The sequence below is a fragment of the Pseudoalteromonas sp. A41-2 genome, from assembly GCF_015767615.1.
Classification (GTDB): domain Bacteria; phylum Pseudomonadota; class Gammaproteobacteria; order Enterobacterales; family Alteromonadaceae; genus Pseudoalteromonas; species Pseudoalteromonas lipolytica.
Window position 1 is genome coordinate 1,084,481 of record NZ_CP065231.1, and the last position, 26,222, is coordinate 1,110,702.

Genomic DNA, 26,222 nt, shown 5'->3' on the forward strand with positions numbered 1-26,222 from the left:
ATTATCTGTACTTCTTTTTTCTTATATTCATTCAATAAAGAGAGCATGCAAGGAGATGCAGAATGCTATCACGCCATAAAAAAGGCTATAAAATATCAATTAGAGCGAGTGTTCTCTTAGTCTTTGCGCTTGCCAGTCTTTTAACGGGAATTGTGGCGATTAGCTTGCATTATTACTTCAGTGAAAAGTTAGTATTGCACACCAAAGCTCAGCAATTTAAGCAAACAAGCCAGCAGATTGCTGATCATATCACACGTATAAATCAGCGTGCAGATAACACCCTCAGCGTGATGGTTCATGACACACGCCTATTTTCACAAAGCCAAGGTAACTATGAGATTTTTCGAAATGTACTCATAGAGGTGCTTAGTCGCCACACAGATTTTTATTCACTTATTTTAGGGCGTGCGAATGGTGATTTTCTCCAAGTTATTAATCTAAAAGGGTATGCAAATTTACCCGCCAGCTTGAATATAAAAGATGAGTATAAATGGCTGGTCATTAAAGTATCGGGGGAAGGTGAAGAGCGTCGTAAGTCGATGTTATTTTTAGACTCACAACTGACAGTCCGTAAAGCAGAAGAACAACAAACCGATTTTGATCCACGAACGCGAATATGGTTTCAAGACGCAGAAAGTGGGGTTGTTACCAAATCTGAACCGTACATGTTTAATGTTTACCACGTACCGGGTTATACCTATTCGATTAAGTCAGATGATACCGGCGATGTGCTTGCGGTGGATATAGCAAGTTCGAGTTTAAGTGCGTATTTAACTGAGCAACAGACTAAAATGCAGTTTTTGGTTTCCGCCGAAATGTATGTCTATCAGGGTAGTGGTGACATTATTGCCAGCAGTAGAACGCAAAGCCATCAGCATACCTTTGACGATTTATCAGCGCTTATTAAGCTTGATGACCAAAGAACAGGCCTTGCAAATAAGCGTCATCAGTTTGGCAAAATGCTGGATGTACATGAAAATGGGATAGAAAAATACATGTTTGTCGTGCCCTTACCATTAAGCGGTGACATGCAAGCTGACAATGACGATTTCTTCACTGTATTGGTAGCAAAAGAAGATGTACTTGCGGTCATTCGTGAAAAAATTCGGATTTCTATTTTAATAACGAGTTTATGTTTATTACTGCTACTGCCAGTATCGTGGTTTTTTGCATCATCAATTGTGAATCCAATTTTAAAGCTTGTTGGTGAGAACAAAAAAATTCAGCAGCGCGAGTATAAAAATGTGTCTACTCTGTCAAGTAGCATTCTCGAAATTCATTATTTAGCCAATTCAATGGTTGATATGAGCCGTTCTATAGAGAAACACGAAAACTCACAAAAAGCACTTATGGAATCGTTTGTTGAACTTATAGCCCAAGCGATTGATGATAAATCACCTTATACAGCAGGGCATTGTGAGCGTGTTCCTGAGCTTGGCATTTGGCTTGCAAATGCTGCATCTGATTCAACAGATCCCGCCTTTGCAGAGTTTGCATTTAAAAACGAAGATGAAAAACGTGAGTTTAGACTGGCAGCGTGGTTACATGACTGTGGTAAAATTACCACGCCAGAACACATTGTAGACAAAGGCACCAAACTAGAAACCATTTATAATCGTATTCATGAAATCCGTACACGTTTTGAAGTGTTGCTGCGCGACGCTAAAATAAACTACTACGAAAAGCTGCTTGAAAACCCAACACACAGGGAGACACTGCAACAGCAGTTAGACGCTGAAACAGACAAATTACATGCTGACTTTGCTTTCATTGCTACTTGCAATGTGGGAAGTGAGTTTATGGATGATGAGCAACTTGCACGCTTAAAAGACGTTGCGTGTATTAAGTGGCATCGGCATTTCGATGCAACGCTTGGTTTATCGCCTCTAGAAGAAATGCGCTTTGCAGATTTAAAGGGGCAATCTTTACCTGTTGAAGAAACGCTGTTAAGTGATAAACCCAGTGACCTAATTACGCACCACAAGGCTGTGGAATACGATGCTAATTTAGGTATAAAAATGTCGGTTCCTGAATACAAGTATAATTTAGGTGAGTTATATAACTTACAAATTAGAAGTGGAACACTTACCGCAGAGGACCGATTTAAAATTAATGAACACGTTATCAGCACGATTCGTATGCTTAATAATGTGCCATTCCCCGAAGAGCTAGCCCGTGTGCCGCGCTATGCATCGACCCACCACGAAACCTTAAAAGGCACGGGGTATCCGCGTAAATTATCAGCGGATGACTTATCGATACCTGAACGAGTGTTAGTACTTGCTGATATTTTTGAAGCACTCACTGCAGCAGATAGGCCATATAAAAAGGCCAAACCATTGAGTGTTGCTATTGATATTTTAGCTAAAATGGTCGATGACGATCATATTGATCGTGACGTATTTAAACTGTTTTTAAGTTCAGGTATTTACCTTGAATACGCAAAACGCTATTTGAGCCCTGAACAAATAGATAACGTCGATATCGCAAAATACCTCTAACCGAGAGGGGTTGTTTTTACTTTAGGCTGAAAAGTCCGTACAATTCGCCTCGTTTTTGGTGCGTTGTTGTAACGCTTTTAACGAGATGAATGTAAGCCAGTATGCATCAGATTGCCGATTTAATCGCTATTTTTGACAGCACTTTTTATCAAAGCCATAACACGCGCTTAATTAAAGGTGCTGACGAGCCTATTTACCTGCCTGCAGATGAGCAAACGACTTATCATCAAATTGTCTTTGCGCATGGTTTTTACGCCAGTGCACTCCACGAAATTGCCCATTGGCTGGTGGCAGGTGAAAAACGCCGCTTACTTGAAGATTATGGCTATTGGTATTGTCCAGATGGTCGTGATAAACATCAGCAAGCTGAGTTTGAAGCGGTAGAAGTTAAACCCCAAGCAATAGAATGGGCGCTTAGCGCTGCGGCAGGGTTTGACTTTAATGTTTCGGTCGATAATTTAAATGGCGAACAAACGTGTCGTTTTGCTTTTCAGCAGCGTGTTCACCAGCACCTATTAAGTTTACTAGCGTCTGGTTTTAATCAACGAACTTACGCACTACTAAAAGCACTCAGTGATTTTTATAAGACCCCGTGGCCACTGACAAGTGCACAATTTGTATGGCAACATCCAGGAGAGTTATCTGATGCAGTTTAAGTTAGGTTTAATTGTAAACCCTGTTGCAGGGCTTGGTGGCAGTGTAGCTCTTAAAGGCAGTGATGGTGCAGATACAGCAGCGAAAGCCATGGCACTCGGCGCAGAACCCAAAGCAAATTTACGCACCCGTGCAGCACTTGAAGCATTACTTGCGTATCAAGACTCGCTCATTATATACACCGTTAATGGTGAAATGGGGGAGCGAACAGCCACCCAATTAGGCTTTAATACCCAGGTTATTTATCACAGTGGCGACGTTACGACGCCGGATGACACCGAGCAAGCTGCAAAGCGTCTCGTAGAACAAGGCGTAGACCTTATTTTATTTGCAGGCGGTGACGGAACAGCCCGAAATATTTGTCATGCTGTTGGCGACACTACACCCGTGTTGGGCATTCCCGCAGGCTGTAAAATTCATTCAGGTGTGTATGCTATTACCCCAAAAGCTGCGGGCCGAGTGGTTGAAATGCTTGTAAAAGGTGAGTTGGTGAGCTTAGGCGATGCAGACGTGATGGATATCGACGAAGCCGCATTTCGCGAAGGCACAGTAAAAGCAAAACGGTATGGTGAAATGCAAGTGCCGAGCGAAGTACGTTACGTGCAAGCGGTTAAAAATGGTGGTAAAGAAACCGACGAGTTAGTGCTTGCTGATATTGCAGCTTATGTGGTGTCTGACATGGATGAAGAGACTTTATACGTCATGGGCAGTGGCTCAACAGTTGCTGCCATTATGGAAGAAATGGGCCTAGAGAATACCTTACTCGGTGTTGATTTAGTGGCAGACCAAGCGCTGATTGCTCAGGATTTAACTGCACAGCAATTACTGGAGCTAACACACGGTAAACCGACTAAATTAGTGATCACCCTGATCGGTGGTCAGGGCCATATTTTTGGTCGTGGAAATCAACAGCTCAGTCCAGCACTTATTCGTGCTATCGGCCGCGATAATATTATTGTGGTCGCAACCAAAACAAAATTACAGGCCTTGAATGGCCGTCCATTGATTGCCGATACTGGCGACAGTGAGTTAGACGATGAATTAAGTGGTTATATTCGAGTAACCACAGGTTTTAATGACCATATAATGTATGCAGTAGGTCATCAAGATGGGCTGCACCCAGAGGAGAGATAACCATGAGTTTAGTAAATTATATTGATGCAGCGCAGCAATATTTTGATGATTTAGTTGATAAAGCAACCGATGATGAGTTATTTGCTGGTGGCTATTTACGAGGCCATTTTGATTTGGCGGTAGGGTATGCGCAAGTTGAAGAATTAAACTTATCAACCGACGAGCTTAATAACCAAGTCGAGTCGAGCCTGGTTAAAGCATACCGTAATGGTGAGCTTAACGAAGATGATAAAGCATTAGTGGTTCGTTTATGGGATGAAGTAAAAGCATTAGCCTAATCGGTGTTGATGTTATTTAAATAAGCGGCTTTGGCCGCTTTTTTTATATAGTTGAAGTACCCAAATCAGATAGCTTAGTTAACTTAAAATTTACCTCTTAACGCGGATGCGATAAGGTAAGCAAGAAATTTTTCTAGGGAATTCGAAAATGAATAATAACAATGATGTGCAGGCACCAAGCGGAGCAATCGCACGTTTTTTAAATACGATTGAAAGGGTAGGCAATAAGCTTCCTGATCCGGCCATTATCTTTTTAGTGGCCATGTTACTTATTTGGCTGCTGTCGTGGCTTTTTTCGGGCATGACATTTGACGCCATAGACCCACGAACAGGCGAGGCCATTGTTGTCCATAATTTGTTGGCGGGTGATTCCTTAGCCACCTTTTTATCGTCGATGGTAAAAACCTTTACAGGCTTTGCTCCTTTAGGTGTTGTGCTTGTTGCAATGTTAGGTGTTGGGGTTGCTGAGCATTCAGGCTTTATCAATACGGGCTTAAAGCTAATGCTAAAAGTCACTCCTAAGCAGCTATTGACCCCGTCTATTATTTTAGTGGCGATTGTTAGCCACACCGCAACTGATGCTGGCTACGTGTTAGTTATCCCGCTTGCGGGGGTTATTTTTTATGCGATGGGTCGTCATCCTCTTGCGGGTATTGCTGCGGCTTTTGCGGGCGTGAGTGGGGGCTTTAGTGCCAATTTCATTCCATCAGGTATCGATCCATTACTGCAAAGCTTTACCCAAAGTGCAGCACAAATTATTAATCCTGATATGGCGATTAACCCGTTAAATAACTGGTTTTTCACCTCAGCTTCAAGCTTATTCATTATTTTATTAGGCTGGTACATTACCGATAAAATTATTGAACCACGCTTACAAAATACCCCACTTGATGGTGACACCGAAGACTTACCCGCTTTTGATGAAGCGCGTAGCGATGAAAAGCGTGCGTTTTATATTGCAAGCACAGTGATGGTAGCAGGCCTTGCTTTACTTTGGTTTGTATCAGCTCCAGCAGACTCAGCTATGCGAAGCCCCGATGGCTCGCTGACTAACTTCCGTTCACCTTTGATGCAGTCTATCGTGCCACTAATTTTCCTACTGTTTTGGATACCTGGTGCAGTTTATGGCTTTGTGGTTGGCACGTTCAAAAGCTCAAAAGACATGATTGATGCCATGAGTAAAGCAATGGGCGGCATGGCGTATTATATTGTTATGGCGTTTTTCTGTGCGTTATTTATCGCGGCATTTAGTAAATCAAACCTTGGGGCATTACTGGCAATTGAAGGTGCACAGCTGTTAAAAGCCATGCAATTACCCAGTTCTGTAACCGTGATTGGTATTATTTTCTTAACTGCATTCGTAAACTTGTTTGTGGGTTCAAGCTCGGCAAAATGGGCATTACTTGGGCCTATTTTTGTGCCTATGTTAATGCAATTAGGCATATCGCCAGACTTAACCCAAGCAGCGTACCGTGTGGGTGATTCAAGCTCAAACATTATCACCCCGTTAATGCCTTACTTCCCATTGGTTGTCGTGTACTGCCAGAAGTATGTTAAAGGCACAGGTATCGGCACCTTAATTGCCATGATGCTGCCGTACTCTATCGCGTTCCTAATCGGCTGGAGTATCTTCTTACTAGCATATTGGGGCTTAGGCATCCCACTCGGCCTACAGTCAAGCTACGTGTACCCAGCGGGATCATAACGATTAAGTAATAAAGCCTCAGCCATGCTGAGGCTTTTTTATAGGTTATTAGGAATCTATGGTTTAATCATATGGGGTTGAGTGATTAATTAATTATACAATCAGAATTTAGTAAATATTTACAAAAAGTAGGAAGGATTATGTTGGAAGAGCTAGAAGCTAAAATCGAGAGTTTAGAAAATACAATTGATCAAGCAAGTGAATTGTTGAAAATAACTACTGGTTTAAAGAAGTCTGAAATAGAATCAACAAGCAAAATTACAGACATAATTTCTTCAACAGGCTCTTTTGATGTGTTAGAAGGACCTTCATATTTACTGAGAACTAAACCTATAAATTTAAAATTATCAAAGCCATTAGTTGTTTCTAAAATTGAACTAACTTTGAATTTAGAAAAAGATATAAAGTTAACTTATACAAACACCTCAGGTCATAAAATAAATCAAATTTCTGATAATTTTGAGAAGGATAAAAAATCAGGGTTATATAAATTAGTTTTTAGTATCTTAGCCCCAATTTCTGAATTTTCGATATCTACACTAGATGGAGAAGTAAATATAAAGTGTTTACAAGGATTTGTATTTAATGAGTCTACTACATCTAAAAGCTCTCACAATTCAATATATAAGCAAATCGATAAGCTTTACCTAATCCAAGAGGAGTCTTATGAGCTTTTAAGTAACCTAAAAGATGAATTTCATGATTTATCGAAATTTAAAAATAGCTTAGATGAACTCGAAACTGATCATCAAGAGCATTTAAGTTCTTTAAAAGTTGAAATTGATGAAAAAGATAATTTATTGAGTGACGTTAATGAGAAACTTAAGTCAGTTAACGTAGAGCTTACAGAAAAGAAAGATCTGCTTGCGGAAACAACAGCAACTTTGAAATTAACTAGAGATAAGAATGGTAGTTTAGAACAATCAAATAAAGTATATAGTGAAAATTTAGAGATATTAAAAAAAGACGTTAGAGACCAAACAAACAAACTTAAAACATTACAAGATGATGTAGATATTTTTAGCGAGGACTTCAAATCCTTCACAGGCGAGACCCGAAAACAACAATTATTCTATGGTGCTATTAGCATACTTTTTTTAGGTGTTTTATTTTTTATTACAATTTCTTTGTTTGAAAAAGCTGGTGATTTAATAACTTTTTTTGATCAAGGTAAGATAGAAAGTGTTTGGGATGTATTTTTAAGTCGTATCCCATTTATGTTTGCTGTTTTAGGCATTGTTGCTTTTATCGCAGAAGGGATGAGAAGGTGTATAAACCAAATTATAGAGTTGCATGATCAACGCCTAAGTTTTTTAAGGTTATCGATAGTTTCTAGAGAGGTGATAGAAAGTGCTACAGCTGATATTTCCTTAGAAAGAGAAGAAATAGTTAAACTTAGAACAAAGCTGAAGCTAGCGATGTTGAGACAACATATGGAAAAAGATTTAGGGACGAAAGAAATCAATTTGGGTCAAGATTCACAGAATGTTATTCAAATGGAAGTTAATGAGAAGGATCAAGGTGCTGCCTAAGGCTTAACCACAATTTCAAGGCTTATAAAAAGACACAAAAAAACCTTGTCACTCTCATGACAAGGTTTTTTAGTCGTTAGCTTTAAACGCTTAGTTTGCTGTGAAGCTTACTGGACGACGCTCTTTACGAGGGCCGCTACGTTTTTCACCACGGTCTTTGTCTTTGAAGCTACGCTTTTTATCACTGCGCTCACCTGCTGGGCGTTCGCTGCGCTCTGGGCGCTCAGAAGCGGCTTCAGCTTTGGTGAGTGTCATTCCCATTGGGCGTTTACAAATAAACACTTTTTGGAAGTGATCAAGCACATCTTTAGGCATGTTTTGCGGTAATTGTACCGTACTGTGACTGTCGTGCAGACGAATGTCACCAATAAACTTGCTTGAGATATCTGCTTCGTTAGCAATCGCACCAACGATATTTTTAACTTGTACACCGTGCTCACGACCTACTTCGATACGGTATGTATCCATAGGGCCCATGCTGCGGCTGTTACGTTCACGCGGCTCACGCGGTTTACGTTCGCGAGCAGGGCGATCACCACGGTCAGCACGTTCGTTACGACGGCGATCACCACCGCGTTCTGTACGTTCGCCACGCGGTTGAACTTTAACTTCTTCAACCTTGATTGGTGATTGTTGCTGCGCTAAACACAGTAAGGCACCTGCTAAGTCTTCGAAGCTTAGTTCAAGCTTTTCAGCCATGTTGGCCGCTACTTGGTTAAAGAACGTGATGTCTTTATTTTCAAGTGCAATAGTCAACTTGTCTTGCAATGCTTTGATGCGTTTTTCTTCAACAACTTTCGCTGTTGGTAAATCTACTTGTGCAATTTCAGACTTCGTATGACGAATGATATTTTTAAGTAAATAACGCTCGTTGTGTTTTACGAAAAGAATCGCTTTACCTGAACGACCCGCACGACCTGTACGGCCAATACGGTGAACGTAGGCTTCAGAGTCTTGTGGAATATCGTAGTTAATTACCAAGCTTAAACGGTCAACATCTAGACCACGTGCTGCAACGTCGGTTGCAATTACGATATCAAGTAAACCACTTTTCAAACGCTCTACAGTGCGTTCACGTGCTTGTTGGTTCATGTCACCATTAAGTGGTGCGGCAGAGAAACCTTCGCGCTCAAGTAATTCAGCTAATTGTACTGTGTCATTACGTGTACGTACGAAAACAATCGCACCATCGTATTCTTCAGCTTCTAAGAAGCGCACGATCGCTTTGTTTTTGTGTACGTGTGCATTCCAAAATACTTGTTCAACAGTCGATACTGTTGAGTTACGCGCTGAAATATGAACTTGCTCAGGCTCGTTCATGTATTTGCTGCTGATATTTTGGATTTGCTTAGGCATGGTTGCAGAGAAAAGACATGTTTGCTTTTCACGCGGTGTTTTTTCCATGATGCTTTCTACATCATCAATGAAACCCATGCGTAACATTTCGTCCGCTTCATCAAGAACAAGGGCTTGTAAGCTCTCGAATTTGATTGTGCCACGGTTAATGTGGTCGATTAAGCGGCCTGGCGTTGCAACAATGATTTGCGCGCCACGACGAAGTGCACTTAATTGGATGCTGTAGCTTTGGCCACCATAAAGGGCTAAAACTTCTACACCACGAGTATGCTTAGCATATTGTTCGAATGCCTCAGCTACTTGGATCGCAAGTTCACGCGTAGGCGTTAGAACAAGGATCTGTGGCTGTTTCACAGACGGGTCAATATTATTTAGTAATGGCAGTGCAAATGCTGCTGTTTTACCTGTACCCGTTTGCGCTAGTCCCAGTACGTCCTTTCTTTCTAGCAATAACGGTATACATTGAGCTTGGATTTCAGATGGAGTCTTGTAACCTAGCTCTTCAACTGCTTTTAAAATTGCAGGAGAAAGATTTAAAGATTCAAACGTGACTGGTTCTGACATTAATACGCCTCAACGAATTTAAAGAGGCGCGCATTGTATAGGAAATACAATGCAATTGCTTGTATAAATTACAACTAATTTGTATGTGGTTGATGTTGGTCATAATTTAATCAGCTGTAATTTACCAAAATCAACCATGTTTACAATTTATTGATATAACCCTAAATTTTCTTTAGCGTATGCTTCGAATTCTGTGAAGCCACCAATGTGAGTTTGGTCAATAAAAATTTGTGGAACGGTTGGGCAAGGTTTGCCAGCAGACTTTTCTAAATCTGCTTTGCTGATACCTTCTTTAATGATATCGATATAGCGAAATTTAAAATCCTCACGCTCGTTCGCTAGTTTTTCTGCTACGTCTTTTGCGCGTACACAGTATGGACAGCCCTCACGGCCAAAAATTACAGTCAACATATCGCTCTCCTCGATGTAAGTGTGTTGGTCTGGTTATCATATTAACGAATTAGATTCATAAAAACAGTGCATAAAATCGATTACTCTATTCTGTTTTTTCTCTGAGTGCCTCTTAAGTCAATTACGTGCTCGTATGCGCAGCCCAAGTTCTGTGGAATACCCCATAGAATGAGCTGTAATCGCGAGTTGCTCATTAATAACATAATACGTTGGGTAGGCACTGACTTTGTAATCTTGTCCTGTATACCGCGTCCCTAATAAAACGGGCATCGTTAAGTCTAGTGAATCTGTAAACTGCGTTATCTCGTCAATATTTTCATAATCAAGGGCAATGGCAACTGCGTTCAGTTCGCCTTGTTGATAGGCTTTTTCGAGATTAGGCATACTGTAGCGACAAATACTGCACCAAGGGGCAAAAAAATACAGCACTGTGTTTGTGCCTTTTAAATCGGCAATGGTGACGCGTTGCTGTGGATTGTCGAGTGTCGCTAAATTGAAATAGGGGGCGGGAGTGTGGTCTGTTGGTAATAAATTTCGTTGCTGAAATAGCGTAACGGCATACAAGATGATAGCCATCAACAGCAAGTTTTTAGTCAAAGCGACTATTTTTTTTAAAACTGAGGGTATTTTTTTCATTTTTATTTTGTACGTGCTTAGCCCTTTAAAATCAACTTATTCAGACCAGAATAAGCCTCAATAAATTTCAAAAAGAGAAAAAAATTGCAATTTTTTTTGTAAAAAATCTTGAAAAGATTTTGCTTGCCCATAAATCGTTTAGTGAGGACGCCTGATGGGTCCCAAACAAACCAAAGTAATTAAAATTTATATAATTAATTTAACTTTGTTAGCACTTGTTCAAAAGAAGAGTACTAACAAAATATCGCTTAAATATGAGGATATTATTATGCGTACAGTAGACTTATCACCACTTTATCGTTCATTCATTGGCTTCGATCATTTAGCATCATTAATGGATGCGGCAGCACGCACAGACAAGCAGCCAAGTTTTCCTCCATACAACATCGAAGCATTAGATAAAGACAAATACCGTATCACTATGGCCGTTGCCGGTTTTAGTGAAAGTGAACTGACCATTGAGTCAGAAAACAATACATTAAAAGTCAGCGGCACAAAAGCTGACAAAGAAGACAATGCAGAGCGTAAGTTTATCCATCAAGGAATTGCTGAGCGCAACTTTGAACGTAAGTTCCAACTAGGTGACCACGTTAAAGTACTCGGTGCAGACCTTGAAAATGGACTTTTAAGCATTGATTTACAGCGTGAAATTCCTGAAGCACTCAAACCACGTAAAATTGAAATTGGCAGTGGTAAATTGCTTGAGAATAAGTAATTAAGCTGTAATCAGCATTGTTTCCCCTTGTTATTTGTTAGAAGTAGGCCGCCTCATTTGAGGCGGCCTTTTTTATAATTTCTCTAAATTATCGACGCACCACTTTGCGCGTTTGAGAGTGGCTTGTTGCTGCGATTCGTCTTGTTTATACCAAGTGTTATAAATCATGCCTATACGCGGATTTTTGCTAAGCAATTGTTCGTGCTCTAGCATGAAGTTCCAATATAAACTATTGAAAGGGCACGCATCATCGGTGGCTTTTTCTTTCACGTTGTAATGGCAATCCTTACAATAGTCACTCATTTTATTAATGTAATTACCGCTTGCGGCATACGGTTTAGTGGCAATTAAGCCGCCGTCTGCAAATTGACTCATGCCGCGAGTGTTGGGCATTTCAACCCATTCGATAGCATCAATATAAATACCTAAATACCAAGCATCGACTTCATTTGGGTTTATGGCTGTAAGCAAACAAAAGTTACCCGTTATCATCAAACGTTGAATATGATGAGCATAGGCGGTGTCTAAACTTTGCTTAATTGCATGGTGCATACATTTCATTTTAGTGTTTGCGTGCCAAAAATAGTCGGGCAGGGCACGCTTTGCGTCAAGGGCATTTTTGTTGGCGTAGTCAGGCATATTTTGCCAGTAAATACCACGCACATATTCGCGCCAGCCCAGAATTTGTCTAATGAACCCTTCAACTTGGGCAATATCAATTTTTTGCTGCTGTTTTTCAAAAGCCTCAATCACGCGCTTAATAACCTGCATTGGGTGCAGCATTTTAGTGTTGAGAGCAAACGACAAGCGGCTGTGATATAACGACCATTGGTGCTCAGATTGACAGGTCATCGCATCTTGAAATTGCCCAAAGTGAACTAACAAATGATCGCAAAAAAAATCAAGAAGCTGCTTTGCTTCATAACGTGTTGTTGGCCAAAGTATCGAATGATCGCACTCTCCAAATGTCGTTATGTTATGTTTTTTTATGCGTGAAAGAATATCCTTAACATCGTGCCCAAAGCACAGTGGTTCAGGAATTGCGTTGAGATCATGTTGTTTTAACTTGTTTCTATTTTGTTGATCAAAGTTCCACTTGCCTCCGAGGGGTTCATTGTTTTCGTCCATTAATATATTGAATCGTTTACGCATTGCGCGATAAAAGAATTCCATTTTTACATGCTTGTCTTTTTTAAAGTGTTGGCATATATCATTAAAGGGAAGTAAAAAATGCTCTGTGTCGTATGCGTTAATCGCACACTCACTGTTTTCTGAGAATGCCTGTAATTGCTGTTTGAGTCGGTATTCATCGGGATACTGGTATTCAATGCGTTTACATTGGTAGTGTTTCGCTAAACGGGTAAGAAGGGCGGGTAATGATTCGTCATCTTTTGTGTCATCTAAGGTAAGATGTAGCACATTAAACCCCGCGCTTTTGAGCGCCTTTGCAAAGTGTTCCATTGCTAAGAAAAAGGCGGCAATTTTTTGTGTATGATGTTTTACGTAATCGGTTTCTTGTTTTAGCTCAGCGATGACATAAAGAGTGGTGTGCTGGTCTTCGTCTTTATACCAGCTGTGGCTAGCATTGAGTTGATCGCCAAAAATAAATCGCAAAGTAGAGTAATGCACAATAGTAAACCCATGATAATTGATTTAAATTACTACGTAATACCGCTGAATTTAGATCGTGTTGGCCCACAACATGCTTACAGAAACACAGGATAAACAACAGGGACGATATTATGAAACCACGCTTCTTTACTTTATTTACACTGGTTTGTTTAGGGGTCACTTTGAGCAAGGCGGCCAACGCGGCAATTTATCAATGTGAAAAAAATGGCATTGTTGAGTTTAGCCAACAACCTTGCGGCAAAGATGCAAAGTTGATCACCGTTAAAGAGCAAAACCCCACATTATTAGGCTCGCCAAAACCTGTTTCTGAATCAAGCGATGTAACAGCAGAGATTGATAACTATATTCGATTAAAGCAAATAGACGCTAAAATTGCAGAACACAATAATAAAATAGACTCTTACTCAGAACGGATGAACAATGAAATTGCGGCATTAAGCAGTCAAGCCGATGCGCAACTGCACAATTTGGTCGGAGCAAAAAAAGAAGCCGCCATAGCCAAACAGATGTCTGCCGTTTCAGAACGTTATAATTTATTGATCAACAATGAGCAGCGTAATATAGACAGGTTAAGCACAGAAAAAAGCCAGTTAGTTTTGCAAAGTAACGATACAGAAAAGAATGAAATTGACCATTTTATTCGTAGTGAACAGATTAAACGTGAAATCGCAGAGCACAAAGACAAAATTGACCGTTATCATGTTGAGCTAAATCAACAAATTAAGCGCCTTGAACAACAAGCCTCTACCAGACCGACTAATCTAGTCGATGCGAGTAGCGACCAGGCTTTATCAGACAAAATGTCTGCTGTGACCAGTCAATTTAATACACTCATTGCTGTTGAGCAGCGCCAAATCGATAGACTGAATAATGAACTTACTCAACATTAATTAGTGTCAGCCCTCAACTACGAACTAAGTCGAGTAGCGCAACGTGTATTGATTGAAATTACATTACTGTAAGCAAACAAATAGCTTTTAACAATGTTGGAAAATATACGAATTGCCTGTGACCACGCTTGTTTTAGGTGGCTGTTTAAGCCTCTTTGCTGGGACTCCAGCGTGTCGAAAAATGCGTCACACAAATGGTCTATATCGTGACTTGATACATTCAAAAAGCTTAGGTTGTTTGCTATATATTGAATGAAAGGCATCACCAAAAGTAAGTCATCAAGGTGTGACACAACCTTATTAAGCGCACAAAATAGTATATAGCTTCGTTTGCTTACACTCTCTTCGCTTGGCATCGTCATTGTTAGATTACGCTGGCTCAAATTGTGGTAAAAGGTGTGCGTAAATTGATGGAAATCAGGTTTTAGCAATTCAACATTCTGTTGTAAAAGCCTTTTTTGAAAAATAGATAGACTCATAGGAAAATCGCTTAATAGCCAACACTATAGTTTGTTCTTCTTATAGTGTTAACTATAGACCTATTTTTCCGGAAATAGGAAATTTTATGACAAGGTTGTCATTATTTTTTTTCGTAAAAAATTGTCCAACTAATTCATGCCCGAAGGTTGCTAATTGAGCGCTACATGCTTATAATAGCCGCCATTGACTTGATGTGCTTGCCACTCAAGCAAACGATATTAAGTAATTTACTTGATATCCATTGGCGCGGGATGGAGCAGCCTGGTAGCTCGTCGGGCTCATAACCCGAAGGTCGTCGGTTCAAATCCGGCTCCCGCAACCAAATTCATGTTAAAACATCGTAAGTTGTCTTTAACATGCACAGTAATTTTTTACTGTATGAAGTCGCGCATTCTGGGTAATGCGCGTTTTGCGTTTAGGCTATTTAGTTTAATTTAGTCAGGTAATTGACCGCAACCAAGCTTGGCCCTAGGCCACACAGTTTTATGCTTTAGGTGTGACGCCCCGCTTGGTTCGGGGCGTTGTTGTATCTGATCTAGCATGATTTTATGAATCATTATTAAACTCAGTATTTCAGGGCTATATGCCCTTTTTTTGTTTGTATGGAGGATTTTCGTGACAAAACTTGAGCAAGATTTAGTAGCCATGCTCTCACCAGCCGTTGAAATGTTAGGCTTTGAGTTACATGGTCTTGAGTTTGTGCAAGCTGGTCGCCACTCTACATTACGTGTTTACATCGATCATGATGCAGGGATCACGGTAGACAATTGTGCCGACGTAAGTCGTCAAGTTAGCGCAATCTTAGATGTCGAAGACCCAATTACAAACGAATACGATTTGGAAGTGTCGTCTCCTGGTGTTGATCGTCCATTATTCAAACAAGATCACTACGAGAAGGCACAAGGAGAAGAAGTACGCGTGCGTACTAAGCTTCCACAAGATGGTCGCCGTAATTTTAAAGGCGATTTAGTATCAGTTAGCAGTGATATGATCACACTTTCAGCAGATGGGACTGAGCATATGATTATGCTAAGTAACATTGAACGTGCGAACATCATCGCAAAGTTTTAATTCGAGTGCGAAGGAATAGGGCAAGCGAGGCATAACCCATGGCAAAAGAAATATTATTGGTTGCTGAAGCCGTCTCCAATGAGAAAGCGGTTCCAAAAGAAAAGATTTTTGAAGCGTTAGAGTTCGCATTAGCGACTGCAACAAAGAAAAAACACGATGGTGAAATTGACGTTCGCGTATCAATTGACCGTAAAACAGGTAATTACGATACATTCCGTCGCTGGAAAATCGCTCCTGTGCAAGAAGATGGTTCACTTGAGCACCCGTATAGCGAAATCACGCTTGAAGCGGCACAAGTTGAAGACCCTGAATTGCAAATGGGTGATTACGTAGAAGAACAAATTGAGTCAATTAAGTTTGACCGTATTACAACACAAATGGCTAAGCAAGTTATCGTACAAAAAGTACGTGAAGCTGAGCGTGCACTTGTTGTTGAAGAATACAAAGACCAACAAGGTGAGTTAGTAACGGGTGTTGTTAAAAAAGCAACGCGTGATGCTATCGTACTTGACCTTGGTAACAATGCAGAAGCGGTTATTTACCGTGACGACATGCTACCGCGTGAAAACTTCCGTCCGGGCGACCGTATTCGTGGTCTTCTTTACGAAGTTAAACCTGAAGCGCGTGGCGCACAGTTATTCGTAACGCGTTCTAAGCCTGAAATGCTCATGGAGCTATTCCGCATTGAGGTGCCAGAAATTGGCGAAGAAATGATTGAATTACGTGCAGCAGCGCGTGATCCAGGTTCACGTGCGAAAATCGCTGTTAAGTCAAATGACAAACGTATTGACCCAGTAGGTGCCTGTGTAGGTATGCGTGGTGCGCGTGTTCAAGCGGTGTCTACTGAACTTGGTGGCGAGCGTGTTGATATCGTACTTTACGATGATAACCCAGCGCAATTCGTTATTAACGCGATGGCACCTGCTGAGGTAGCATCTATCGTGATGGACGAAGACACGCACTCAATGGATATCGCTGTTGAAGCTGATAACCTAGCGCAAGCAATTGGTCGAAATGGTCAAAACGTTCGTCTTGCTAGCCAGTTAACTGGCTGGGAATTAAACGTAATGACGGTTGATGAAATGCGTGCGAAAAATGAAGCTGAGTCAGACAAGTTAATCAACTTATTTACTGAGTACCTAGATATCGATGATGAGTTTGCAACATTACTAATCAACGAAGGTTTCTCAACCCTTGAAGAAGTTGCTTACGTACCAGCATCAGAGTTTTTAGAAATTGATGGCTTAGACGAAGAAACAGTTGATGTTTTACGTTCACGTGCGAAAGACGCACTGACAACCAAAGCACTTAAAACTGAAGAAAGCCTAGAAGGTGCAGAACCTGCAGAGGACTTATTAGCCCTTGAAGGTTTAGAGCGTCACCTTGCATTCGTTATGGCAAGTAAAGGTGTTATAACATTAGAAGATTTAGCCGAGCAAGGTATCGACGAGTTAGTTGATATCACTGAGCTTTCAGAAGAAGAAGCTGGCAAACTAATTATGGCTGCGCGTAACATTTGTTGGTTCGCAGACGAGTAATTTATTAACGGAGGTATTACACACTATGGCAGAAGTAAATGTTGAAAAACTAGCCGGAGATATTGGTACAACTGTTGATAAGTTACTACAGCAGCTTGAGCAAGCCGGTATTTCTAAAAAAGCAGGTGATATGGTGAGCGAGGCTGAAAAGTCAACGTTACTTGATCACCTTAGCAAGCAGCATGGCGGCACGGGCTCGGAAGGCCCTGCTCGCATGACTTTGCAACGTAAAAGCAAGAGCACACTGAGTGTGACTGGCTCTACAGGTAAAGCAAAGTCTGTACAAGTAGAAGTACGTAAAACACGTACTTATGTTAAGAAAAGCGCCATTGAGCAACAGCAAGAAGAAGAGCGTTTAGCTGCAGAAGAAGCTGCACGTAAAGCAGCAGAGCTTAAAGCCCAGCAAGAAGCTGAGGAGCTAAAAGCGAAACAAGAGGCAGAACGTAAAGCGAAAGAAGAAGCTGAGCGTAAAGCCAAAGAAGAGGCTAAACGCAAAGCTGAAGCTGAGCGTAAAGCGAAACAGAAGCAGATGACCCCAGAACAAAGTGCTAAGTCTGAAAAAGATCGCGCCGAAGCTGAGCGTCTGCAAAAAGAAGCAGAAGAGGCCGCATTGAGAAAAGCTGAAGAAGAAGCGAAACGTCAAGCAGAAGAGGCAAGAAAGCTAGCTGAAGAAAATGAAGCTCGCTGGAAGAAAGAAGAAGAAGAGCGTAAGCAGCGTGAAGAAAGTGCTGATCACCACCTTACGACTTCAACTTATGCACGTGAAGCAGAAGATGAGTCTGATGCTCGTGAAGAGCAAACAGCTCGCCGTGCTAAGAAAAAGAAAAAAGGTCCAGCAAAAGAAAAATTTGTTGCACCTAAAGGTAAAAAAGGCAAGCTTAAAGCGCCTACATCGTTACAGCATGGTTTCCAAAAACCAACCGCAGACGTTAAAAATGAAGTTCGTATCAGTGAAACTATCACTGTTGCTGAACTTGCATCGCGTATGGCTGTTAAAGGTGCCGAAGTTGTTAAAACAATGATGAAAATGGGTGACATGGTTACCATCAACCAAGTGATCGACCAAGAAACAGCACAGCTTGTTGCTGAAGAAATGGGACATAAGGTTATCATTGTTAAAGAAAATGAATTAGAAGAGAAAGTGCTAAACGACCGTAACGAAGAAGGCAAAGCGCTTCCTCGTGCGCCGGTTGTGACAGTAATGGGTCACGTTGACCATGGTAAAACGTCAACACTTGACTACATTCGTTCAGCGAAAGTAGCATCAGGTGAAGCGGGTGGTATCACTCAGCACATTGGTGCTTATCATGTTGAAACAAATGGCAACATGATCACGTTCTTAGACACACCAGGTCACGCCGCATTTACCTCAATGCGTGCTCGTGGTGCAAAAGCCACTGATATCGTAATCCTTGTTGTTGCAGCAGATGATGGCGTAATGCCACAAACTAAAGAAGCGGTTCAGCATGCGCGTGCAGCTGGCGTGCCTCTAATCATCGCTGTAAACAAAATGGACAAAGAAGGCGCAGATCCAGATCGCGTTAAAAACGAATTAGCACAGCTAGACGTTATTCCTGAAGAGTGGGGTGGTGACACGCAATTCGTCCATATCTCTGCAAAAACAGGTTTAGGCATTGATGACTTACTTGAAGCGGTATTAATGCAAGCTGAGATCTTAGAACTAACTGCACCATCAGAAGGGATGGCTGCGGGTGTTGTAATCGAATCACGCTTAGATAAAGGCCGTGGTCCAGTTGCATCTATCTTAGTTCAGTCTGGTACGCTTAACCAAGGCGATATCGTACTATGTGGCCTTGAATACGGCCGTGTACGTGCAATGAAAGATGAGAATGGTAAAGACATTAAGTCTGCTGGCCCATCTATTCCTGTAGAGATTCTAGGTCTTTCTGGTATCCCTGCTGCAGGTGATGAAGCAACGGTGGTTAAAGACGAGCGTAAAGCCCGTGAAGTTGCTTTATATCGTCAAGGTAAGTTCCGTGAAGTGAAACTAGCGCGTCAACAAAAAGCGAAGCTTGAAAACATGTTTACTAACATGACTGAAGGCGATGTTTCTGAAGTTAACGTGGTACTTAAAGCGGACGTACAAGGTTCAATTGAAGCAATTGCTGATTCATTAACTAAACTATCTACTGATGAAGTTAAAGTGAAGATTGTTGGTTCAGGCGTAGGTGGTATCACCGAAACTGACGCAACACTTGCAGCAGCCTCTAATGCAATCGTTGTAGGCTTTAACGTTCGTGCCGATGCATCAGCACGTAAAGTGATTGAATCAGAAAACCTAGACCTACGTTACTACAGCGTAATCTACAGCCTGATCGAAGAAGTTAAACAAGCCATGTCTGGTATGCTTGCACCAGAATTTAAGCAAGAGATCATTGGTCTTGCTGAAGTTCGTGACGTGTTTAAGTCACCTAAGATTGGTGCTATCGCAGGTTGTATGGTGACCGAAGGTATCGTTAAGCGTAGCGCACCTATCCGTGTACTTCGTGATAACGTGGTTATCTATGAAGGTGAGCTTGAATCATTACGTCGCTTTAAAGATGACGTAGCTGAAGTTCGTAACGGTATGGAATGTGGTATCGGCGTTAAGAACTATAACGATGTTAAAGTTGGCGACCAAATCGAGGTGTTCGAGACGGTTGAAGTACAACGTTCACTTTAATTTCGTCTAAGTCACTATTATAAATGGGGGCTAAGCCCCCATTTGTGTATTCGTAATTAAATTAACTTATTTATATACATCAATAAGTTATAATTTTAGAGTGAAGTATAATGAGAGAATTTTCTCGCACTGATCGTGTTGCACAGCAAATTCAAAAAGAGATTGCTGTTATTCTTCAACGCGAAATTAAAGACCCGCGCTTAGGTATGGTAACGGTGTCTGCAGTTGAGGTATCTCGCGATCTTTCGTACGCGAAAGTATTTATTACAGTATTCAATACTGATGATGAAGATAAAGCCAAGCAGAGCGCTAAAATCCTGAATGAAGCAACGGGTTATATTCGTTCTTTATTAGGTAAACGCATTCGTGCGCGCATTATGCCAGAGTTACGTTTTGTCATTGATAACTCACTGATGGAAGGTATGCGTATTTCAAATTTAGTGGACTCGGTTATTCGTGAAGATAATGCAAAGCATGTCAACGAAGATGATAGCGAAGAAGGCACTAAAGACTAATGGCTAGACGCAGTAAAGGCCGTGCAATTGACGGCATTTTATTACTTAACAAGCCGCAAGGTATCTCGTCTAATAAAGCATTGCAGCAAGCAAAGGGCATTTACTTTGCACAGAAGGCCGGGCACACCGGCGCGCTCGATCCGCTTGCAACAGGCATGCTGCCGATTTGTTTTGGTGAAGCAACTAAGTTTACCCAGTTTTTGTTAGACACGGACAAAACGTATGTCGTACGCGCTAAACTTGGGGAACGTACAACCACCTCAGATTCGGATGGCGAAGTTGTTGAAACGCGTCCAGTAGCGGTAACTCGTGCTCAACTCGAGCAAGAGATCGCAAGTTTTTTAGGTGAGTCGGACCAATACCCATCAATGTACTCAGCATTAAAATATCAAGGCCAGCCTTTATATAAATATGCACGCGAGGGCATTGAGGTACCGCGTAAATGCCGAAAAATTAATGTGTTTAGTTTAACGCTTGATGAGTTTGATGAAGCAAATAACGAAGTGCAAATGACCGCCCATGTATCGAAAGGGACGTATATTCGCACTATTGTGGATGACCTTGGTGAAAAGTTAGGGTGTGGCGCACACGTTATTATGTTGCACCGAAGTGCTGTTGGTCATTATCCGAGTGATAAAATGGTGACGCTTGAGCAACTTGAAGAAAAATTGCAACAAGCCAAAGCCGATGACGTTGCACCGTCTACTTATTTAGATGCGCTTTTGTTACCCATGGATACCGCGTTGGTTGACTTACCTGTGATTGAAATTAGTAAAGAACAAGGTATGGCATTTAGCCATGGTCAAACCGTGGTGATTGGTAAGCCCGTGCCTGATGGTGTGGTGAAAGTAATGGCTGATGGTATATTCATTGGCACAGGCGAGCGTCATAAAGACGGTCACCTAAAATCAAAGCGTGGTTTATCGAATCAACTGCCAGAGTAAAGATTACCTTGTAGTTATTGCTAAAGCTGGTAGAATACGCCCGCTCAATCGTTTTGGCTGAATTAGTGATCGGCTAAGACACAATTTAAATTAATTTTTGGAGTTACTATGTCACTAAGCAATCAAGAAAAAGTTGAAATCATTGCTAAATTTGCACGCGCTGAAGGCGACACTGGTTCACCTGAAGTACAAGTTGCACTTCTAACGTTCGATATCAACAAGCTTCAAGGTCACTTTGCTGATCACAAGCACGATTTCCACTCACGTCGTGGTCTTCTTCGCAAAGTAAGCCAACGCCGTAAACTGCTTGATTACCTTAAAGGTAAAGACATTGCACGTTACACTGCGTTAATCCAAGAGCTTGGCCTACGTCGCTAAGAACTAGATTACGAGAAAAGGGGCTATATAGCCCCTTTTTTTGTGCGCGTATGAAAGGTATACTAGCGCACAACTTAGTAGCACAGGTTGCTAAGTGTTTGAAAAATCATCATTGCCAATTGTAGTACTTAATTGATTTTACTTAAGGTTAATTAAGTACTGTAATTGGTACTTTGATGGACTATTTTTACCAATTCAGAGATGCAGCTTACGGGCTAATTTTTCTGAGTTGCTTCTACATTTAAAGGACATTTTTAAGTGCAAGCAATTATTAAAGAATTTCAACTAGGTCAACACACTGTGACACTAGAAACAGGTGCTATCGCTCGTCAAGCTGACGGCGCTGTACTTGCAAGCATTGGCGACACTTCAGTACTTGTTACTGTTGTTGGTAAGCGTGATGCACAACCAGGTCAAGACTTTTTCCCACTAACAGTTAACTACCAAGAGCGTATGTACGCTGCGGGTCGTATCCCAGGTGGTTTCCTTAAGCGTGAAGGTCGTCCTAACGATGGCGAAACACTTATTGCACGTTTAATTGACCGTCCAATTCGTCCACTTTTCCCGAATGGCTTCGTAAATGAAGTACAAGTTATCGCGACAGTTGTTTCTGTAAACCCTGAAATCCAACCTGATATGGTTGCAATGATTGGTACATCAGCAGCGCTTGCAATTTCTGGTATTCCATTTAATGGTCCTATCGGTGCATCACGTGTTGGTTTCATCAACGGCGAATACGTTCTAAACCCAACGTTAAAAGAGCTTGAAGAAAGCCAACTTGATTTAGTGGTTGCGGGCACAGACAACGCGGTATTAATGGTTGAGTCTGAAGCGAACGTACTGTCTGAAGATGTTATGTTAGGCGCTGTTGTATATGGTCATGAGCAATCTCAGGCTATCATCAACGCAATCAATGAGTTCAAAGCAGAAGCGGGCAAGCCTACATGGGATTGGACTGCACCAGAAAAGAACGTTGCACTTGAAGAGAAAGTGGCTGAACTTGCTGCTGATAAAGTGGGTGAAGCATACCGCATCACTGACAAAGTAGCGCGTAAAGAAGCGTTAGGCGCAGCTAAAGACGCTGTTATTGAAGCGCTTTCTGCTGAGCTTGCTGAAGACGAAACACTTGATACTCAAGAAGTAAGTAAAGTATTTGGTTCTTTAGAGAAGAAAATTGTTCGTGGCCGTATCACTGCCGGTGAAAAACGTATCGATGGTCGTGAACCAGATATGATCCGTGCACTAGACGTAATGACGGGTGTATTACCGCGTACTCACGGTTCTGCTATCTTCACACGTGGTGAAACACAAGCACTTGTTACTGCAACGCTTGGTACAGAACGTGATTCACAGTTAATTGATGATTTAACGGGCACGCACAAAAACCACTTCATGCTTAACTACAATTTCCCTCCGTTCTGCGTAGGTGAAACAGGTTTTGTTGGTTCACCTAAGCGTCGTGAAATCGGCCACGGTAACCTAGCTAAGCGTGGTATCCAAGCTGTAATGCCAACACTAACTGAGTTCCCTTACTCAATCCGTGTTGTATCTGAGATCACCGAGTCTAACGGTTCATCTTCAATGGCGTCTGTATGTGGTACTTCTCTTGCGTTAATGAACGCGGGTGTGCCTATTAAAGCCTCTGTTGCAGGTATTGCGATGGGTCTTGTTAAAGAAGAAGAAAACTTTGTTGTTCTTTCTGACATCTTAGGTGATGAAGATCACTTAGGTGACATGGACTTTAAAGTTGCGGGTACTTCAGACGGTATCACTGCACTTCAAATGGATATCAAAATCGAAGGTATCACACAAGAAATCATGCAAATCGCGCTTAAACAAGCAAAAGCTGCACGTTTACACATCTTAGGTGTAATGGACGAAGCGATTTCTGCTCCTTCTGAAGAGTTATCTCAGTTCGCTCCACGTATCTACACGATGCAAATTCCGGCGAAGAAAATTGCTGAAGTAATTGGTAAAGGTGGCGCAACGATTCGTCAACTTACTGAAGAAACAGGCACAACGATTGAAATCGAAGACGATGGTACAATCAAAATTGCAGCAACTGACGGCATTAGCGCAAATAATGCAATCAAGCGCATTGAGCAATTAACAGCAGAACTTGAAGTAGGCACAATCTACACAGGTAAAGTTGTTCGTATCGTTGATTTTGGTGCATTCGTTAATATCCTTCCGGGTAAAGATGGCCTAGTGCATATTTCTCAAATCAGCACTGAGCGCGTAAACAACGTTACTGATCACTTAAGCGAAGGCCAAGAAGTACAAGTAAAAGTACTTGAGGTTGACCGCCAAGGTCGCGTACGTTTAAGTATCAAAGAAGCGATGGCACCGGCTGCTGAAGAAACAGCAGAAGCGCCTAAAGACGCTGAATAAGGTTTGATTTTCCAGTAATTTACTGGATACAAGAAAAAGGGGCTGTTTAGCCCCTTTTTTTATGCTTTAATGAAACTCAATCGCTTCAACTTTGTCTACAGAGAATTCAGGTATTAAGGACTTTAATGATTTTTAAACACTTAGCATTGACAGCTGTGGCTATTTTTTCTTTAAGTGCATGTCAAACAACTTCTCAGCCTGAGTCAGTCCCTATTGTTAATGTGCCGTTCACCGCACCATTAGCGTCTGATTTTCGAAATGAAATTACCATAGCCCGTTATTCAGAGCTGCTTAATCGCACCGATTTAAGTGCAGAACAACAAGCAAAACTTTATTATGATCGCGGTGTGTTATTTGACAGTTTGGGCATGTCGACATTAGCGCGTATAGACTTTAATCGGGCCATTAAACTAAAGCCTGATTTAGCAGAAGTGTATAACTTTTTAGGTATTCATCACACGCTTATGCAACAGTATGAGCAGGCGTATGAGCTTTTTGACTCGGCGCTGGAACTCAATGAACAGCATGAATATGCTTATTTAAACCGCGGAATTGCGTTGTATTATGGAAATCGTCCATTATTAGCGCAAGACGACTTACAGCAGTTTTTAGACCGCTCACCCAGTGACCCTTATCGTGTTTTATGGCTTTACCTAGCACAAGCAGACGCTGACAAGCAGCAAGCGCTGATTGATTTAAAAGCCAATTCACAAGGGGTTGACGAATCCCAATGGGGTTATCAATTACTTGCATTGTATTTAGGCGAAATCAGTGAGTTTGAATTCTTATCAGGTATTATTGAAGGGGTTACTTCTGAGCAAGAGTATGCGCATCGTTTATGCGAGGCGTATTTCTATCTAGCTAAATTACATCAAGCAGCAGGTAATGATTACATTGCGGCTGATTATTTTAGGCTTGCTCTTGCAACAAATGTGCATGAGTTTGTTGAATATAAATATGCGCGTCTAGAGCTTGAGTTAATGGCTGGTGAAGACGCGAGCTAATGTTTACCTGATAGGCGGGTTATTACTGAGCTTGAGCACTCTCTCAAGCTCGGTATCTGACTTCACGCCTTCGTATCTTTATTATTTTAATAAAACCCCAACACGTGCTGTGGCCATTTTCTATTTGGCTCCCACTGTTGTGAGTTCAAACCTTACCCTTGTTGATAATGTTCAATTACGGCAACTCGCTGAACTAGGTGAGTTAGATGCTCATTACCAACTCGCATTACGCTTTCTACAACAAGGTAACCCTGCGGCAGCTAAGCTGTGGTGGCAATCCGAGTTTGATAATTATGCTGTGGACCAGCAACAAGCCTTAGCAGACAACTTGATTGCTCAGCAGCAGTGGCAGTCAATTGAATGGTTGTGGCAAACGAATCGTTTGCCACAAGGCGATGCGAGGCAAGCTTGGTTGTTACGCCAGCGCTCGGATGCAGAGTATATAAAGGCCGATTTTGCAAAACGTCACAATTTTTCATTGTCATTACACACAGTGAGTGTCATGCCACAGTGTAAATTTAATGTGTTGATGTTGACTGATCATCATGCAGGAATTAATGCACTGAAATCATTTAAACGTTTTTACCAAGCTAAACCAGAGCCAGAGAAGAATAGTTTTTGCTTTAGTGAAATTGTCTACGTTGGCGATCAGTTTTCTTGCCGTAATCATGATATGGCAGTTCAGTGTAATTGGGAAAACGCTGTTGCATACAATTGGCCTGCAGGCTTTGACTTTATCGTAATGATGTCAGAGTCGGGCGCGGCAAATGTGGTTGGGGGGATTATGCATATTAATTCTCAACAGAGCTATCAAGTGTTTTTGCATGAGCTAATGCACTTTAATGGTTTTGAGGATGAATACCCACTTCCAGAGAAAAAACAGCAGTGGTTGTGTAAACAGCAGGGTAAAGTGGCGCCTAATTTATTCATTGCCAATGATGTATTGCCACCAAGTGGTTGGCAGAAGAGCCGCGCATGCAAGAATTCAATGGCGTATAAACCCAGTCCTAATTGGTCAATTATGCAATACCAAACAATGGCGTTATCACAGCAATACAGACAACTTTGGCAAAAACAAATTAACCAGCCCTTAACAAAGCCGATAAGGTTTATTGATTACTTCACGTTTTTAGGTGTAAAGCCAACGATAACAACAACTTCAAGCTTGGATAAATTTTCTGACTAATCGTAGAATTATTGCTATTTTAAC

20 protein-coding genes, 1 tRNA gene and 1 pseudogene are annotated in these 26,222 nt (G+C 41.4%); 18 read left to right on the forward strand and 4 right to left on the reverse strand.

Features of this window, described 5'->3' with window-relative positions; all coding sequences use genetic code 11:
• Positions 1-911: 911 nt before the first annotated feature.
• The 6 genes and pseudogenes from IT970_RS05045 to IT970_RS05070 form a co-directional block, all read left to right on the forward strand.
• Positions 912-2,501 (forward strand): annotated as a pseudogene (locus IT970_RS05045) (HD-GYP domain-containing protein); the annotation flags it as partial.
• A gap of 101 nt (positions 2,502-2,602) precedes the next feature.
• Complete coding sequence (locus IT970_RS05050) at positions 2,603-3,157, forward strand: elongation factor P hydroxylase (RefSeq protein WP_036969921.1); 555 nt, start codon at positions 2,603-2,605, stop codon at positions 3,155-3,157.
• Complete coding sequence (locus IT970_RS05055) at positions 3,147-4,289, forward strand: ATP-NAD kinase family protein (protein ID WP_182396205.1); 1,143 nt, start codon at positions 3,147-3,149, stop codon at positions 4,287-4,289. Before IT970_RS05050 ends, IT970_RS05055 begins: the two co-directional genes overlap by 11 nt.
• Before the next feature lie 2 nt (positions 4,290-4,291).
• The gene (locus IT970_RS05060) at positions 4,292-4,567 is read left to right on the forward strand and encodes a YfcL family protein (protein WP_036969913.1); all 276 of its coding nucleotides are present in this window, start codon (positions 4,292-4,294) and stop codon (positions 4,565-4,567) included.
• 148 nt (positions 4,568-4,715) lie between these two features.
• Positions 4,716-6,272 carry an AbgT family transporter gene (locus tag IT970_RS05065; protein WP_065978787.1) on the forward strand — a complete coding sequence of 519 codons (1,557 nt, stop codon included), beginning with the start codon at positions 4,716-4,718 and terminating at the stop codon, positions 6,270-6,272.
• Between the two features lie 140 nt (positions 6,273-6,412).
• Positions 6,413-7,804 (forward strand): hypothetical protein, encoded by a 1,392-nt coding sequence (locus IT970_RS05070; RefSeq protein WP_196857655.1) that lies wholly within the window; start codon positions 6,413-6,415, stop codon positions 7,802-7,804.
• Between the two features lie 90 nt (positions 7,805-7,894).
• On the opposite strand, the gene IT970_RS05075 is transcribed toward IT970_RS05070, so the two are convergent.
• From IT970_RS05075 to IT970_RS05085, 3 genes are all read right to left on the reverse strand, one after another.
• Positions 7,895-9,724: a DEAD/DEAH box helicase gene (locus IT970_RS05075; RefSeq protein WP_036969910.1), complete on the reverse strand. Its 1,830-nt coding sequence runs from the start codon at positions 9,722-9,724 to the stop codon at positions 7,895-7,897.
• 147 nt (positions 9,725-9,871) lie between these two features.
• Entirely contained in the window at positions 9,872-10,135 is a 264-nt protein-coding gene (locus IT970_RS05080; RefSeq protein WP_036969909.1) for a GrxA family glutaredoxin, read from the reverse strand.
• A gap of 117 nt (positions 10,136-10,252) precedes the next feature.
• Positions 10,253-10,771 carry a TlpA family protein disulfide reductase gene (locus IT970_RS05085; protein WP_196857656.1) on the reverse strand — a complete coding sequence of 173 codons (519 nt, stop codon included), beginning with the start codon at positions 10,769-10,771 and terminating at the stop codon, positions 10,253-10,255.
• A 268-nt stretch (positions 10,772-11,039) separates the two neighbouring features.
• On the opposite strand from IT970_RS05085, the gene IT970_RS05090 reads away from it, so the two are divergent.
• Entirely contained in the window at positions 11,040-11,486 is a 447-nt protein-coding gene (locus tag IT970_RS05090) for an Hsp20 family protein (protein ID WP_036971655.1), read from the forward strand.
• Between the two features lie 72 nt (positions 11,487-11,558).
• On the opposite strand, the gene IT970_RS05095 is transcribed toward IT970_RS05090, so the two are convergent.
• Positions 11,559-13,118, reverse strand: coding sequence for a cryptochrome/photolyase family protein (locus tag IT970_RS05095; RefSeq protein WP_196857777.1), 1,560 nt, complete (start codon positions 13,116-13,118; stop codon positions 11,559-11,561).
• Between the two features lie 110 nt (positions 13,119-13,228).
• On the opposite strand from IT970_RS05095, the gene IT970_RS05100 reads away from it, so the two are divergent.
• From IT970_RS05100 to IT970_RS05150, 11 genes are all read left to right on the forward strand, one after another.
• Positions 13,229-14,008 (forward strand): hypothetical protein, encoded by a 780-nt coding sequence (locus IT970_RS05100; RefSeq protein ID WP_196857657.1) that lies wholly within the window; start codon positions 13,229-13,231, stop codon positions 14,006-14,008.
• 725 nt (positions 14,009-14,733) lie between these two features.
• Positions 14,734-14,810, forward strand: a tRNA-Met gene (locus IT970_RS05105).
• A gap of 293 nt (positions 14,811-15,103) precedes the next feature.
• Positions 15,104-15,559 (forward strand): ribosome maturation factor RimP, encoded by a 456-nt coding sequence (rimP, locus tag IT970_RS05110; RefSeq protein WP_036969905.1) that lies wholly within the window; start codon positions 15,104-15,106, stop codon positions 15,557-15,559.
• Between the two features lie 38 nt (positions 15,560-15,597).
• Positions 15,598-17,097 carry a transcription termination factor NusA gene (nusA, locus tag IT970_RS05115; protein ID WP_065978792.1) on the forward strand — a complete coding sequence of 500 codons (1,500 nt, stop codon included), beginning with the start codon at positions 15,598-15,600 and terminating at the stop codon, positions 17,095-17,097.
• A gap of 25 nt (positions 17,098-17,122) precedes the next feature.
• Positions 17,123-19,780 carry a translation initiation factor IF-2 gene (gene infB / locus IT970_RS05120; RefSeq protein WP_065978793.1) on the forward strand — a complete coding sequence of 886 codons (2,658 nt, stop codon included), beginning with the start codon at positions 17,123-17,125 and terminating at the stop codon, positions 19,778-19,780.
• A gap of 110 nt (positions 19,781-19,890) precedes the next feature.
• Positions 19,891-20,295, forward strand: coding sequence for a 30S ribosome-binding factor RbfA (gene rbfA / locus IT970_RS05125; RefSeq protein WP_036969898.1), 405 nt, complete (start codon positions 19,891-19,893; stop codon positions 20,293-20,295).
• Positions 20,295-21,239, forward strand: coding sequence for a tRNA pseudouridine(55) synthase TruB (gene truB / locus IT970_RS05130; RefSeq protein WP_065978794.1), 945 nt, complete (start codon positions 20,295-20,297; stop codon positions 21,237-21,239). The genes rbfA and truB overlap by 1 nt, the downstream gene beginning before the upstream one ends.
• 108 nt (positions 21,240-21,347) lie before the next feature.
• The gene (gene rpsO, locus IT970_RS05135) at positions 21,348-21,617 is read left to right on the forward strand and encodes a 30S ribosomal protein S15 (protein ID WP_036969894.1); all 270 of its coding nucleotides are present in this window, start codon (positions 21,348-21,350) and stop codon (positions 21,615-21,617) included.
• Positions 21,618-21,875: 258 nt separating this feature from the next.
• Positions 21,876-24,008, forward strand: a complete 2,133-nt coding sequence (gene pnp / locus IT970_RS05140) for a polyribonucleotide nucleotidyltransferase (RefSeq protein ID WP_036969884.1) — start codon at positions 21,876-21,878, stop codon at positions 24,006-24,008.
• 125 nt (positions 24,009-24,133) lie between these two features.
• A complete protein-coding gene (nlpI, locus tag IT970_RS05145; protein WP_036969883.1) occupies positions 24,134-25,012 on the forward strand; it encodes a lipoprotein NlpI in 879 nt (292 codons plus the stop codon).
• Positions 25,013-25,043: 31 nt separating this feature from the next.
• Positions 25,044-26,198, forward strand: coding sequence for a hypothetical protein (locus tag IT970_RS05150; RefSeq protein WP_075593894.1), 1,155 nt, complete (start codon positions 25,044-25,046; stop codon positions 26,196-26,198).
• Positions 26,199-26,222: the final 24 nt, after the last annotated feature.

Bases quoted from the DNA above. Each gene is read 5' to 3' on its own strand.
- truB (WP_065978794.1), top strand. From the start codon at position 20,295: ATGGCTAGACGCAGTAAAGGCCGTGCAATTGACGGCATTTTATTACTT.
- rpsO (WP_036969894.1), top strand. From the start codon at position 21,348: ATGTCACTAAGCAATCAAGAAAAAGTTGAAATCATTGCTAAATTTGCA.
- nusA (WP_065978792.1), top strand. From the start codon at position 15,598: ATGGCAAAAGAAATATTATTGGTTGCTGAAGCCGTCTCCAATGAGAAA.
- IT970_RS05085 (WP_196857656.1), bottom strand. From the start codon at position 10,771: ATGAAAAAAATACCCTCAGTTTTAAAAAAAATAGTCGCTTTGACTAAA.
- IT970_RS05065 (WP_065978787.1), top strand. From the start codon at position 4,716: ATGAATAATAACAATGATGTGCAGGCACCAAGCGGAGCAATCGCACGT.
- IT970_RS05090 (WP_036971655.1), top strand. From the start codon at position 11,040: ATGCGTACAGTAGACTTATCACCACTTTATCGTTCATTCATTGGCTTC.
- IT970_RS05070 (WP_196857655.1), top strand. From the start codon at position 6,413: ATGTTGGAAGAGCTAGAAGCTAAAATCGAGAGTTTAGAAAATACAATT.
- IT970_RS05050 (WP_036969921.1), top strand. From the start codon at position 2,603: ATGCATCAGATTGCCGATTTAATCGCTATTTTTGACAGCACTTTTTAT.
- infB (WP_065978793.1), top strand. From the start codon at position 17,123: ATGGCAGAAGTAAATGTTGAAAAACTAGCCGGAGATATTGGTACAACT.
- IT970_RS05055 (WP_182396205.1), top strand. From the start codon at position 3,147: ATGCAGTTTAAGTTAGGTTTAATTGTAAACCCTGTTGCAGGGCTTGGT.
- nlpI (WP_036969883.1), top strand. From the start codon at position 24,134: ATGATTTTTAAACACTTAGCATTGACAGCTGTGGCTATTTTTTCTTTA.
- IT970_RS05080 (WP_036969909.1), bottom strand. From the start codon at position 10,135: ATGTTGACTGTAATTTTTGGCCGTGAGGGCTGTCCATACTGTGTACGC.
- IT970_RS05060 (WP_036969913.1), top strand. From the start codon at position 4,292: ATGAGTTTAGTAAATTATATTGATGCAGCGCAGCAATATTTTGATGAT.
- IT970_RS05075 (WP_036969910.1), bottom strand. From the start codon at position 9,724: ATGTCAGAACCAGTCACGTTTGAATCTTTAAATCTTTCTCCTGCAATT.
- IT970_RS05100 (WP_196857657.1), top strand. From the start codon at position 13,229: ATGAAACCACGCTTCTTTACTTTATTTACACTGGTTTGTTTAGGGGTC.
- rbfA (WP_036969898.1), top strand. From the start codon at position 19,891: ATGAGAGAATTTTCTCGCACTGATCGTGTTGCACAGCAAATTCAAAAA.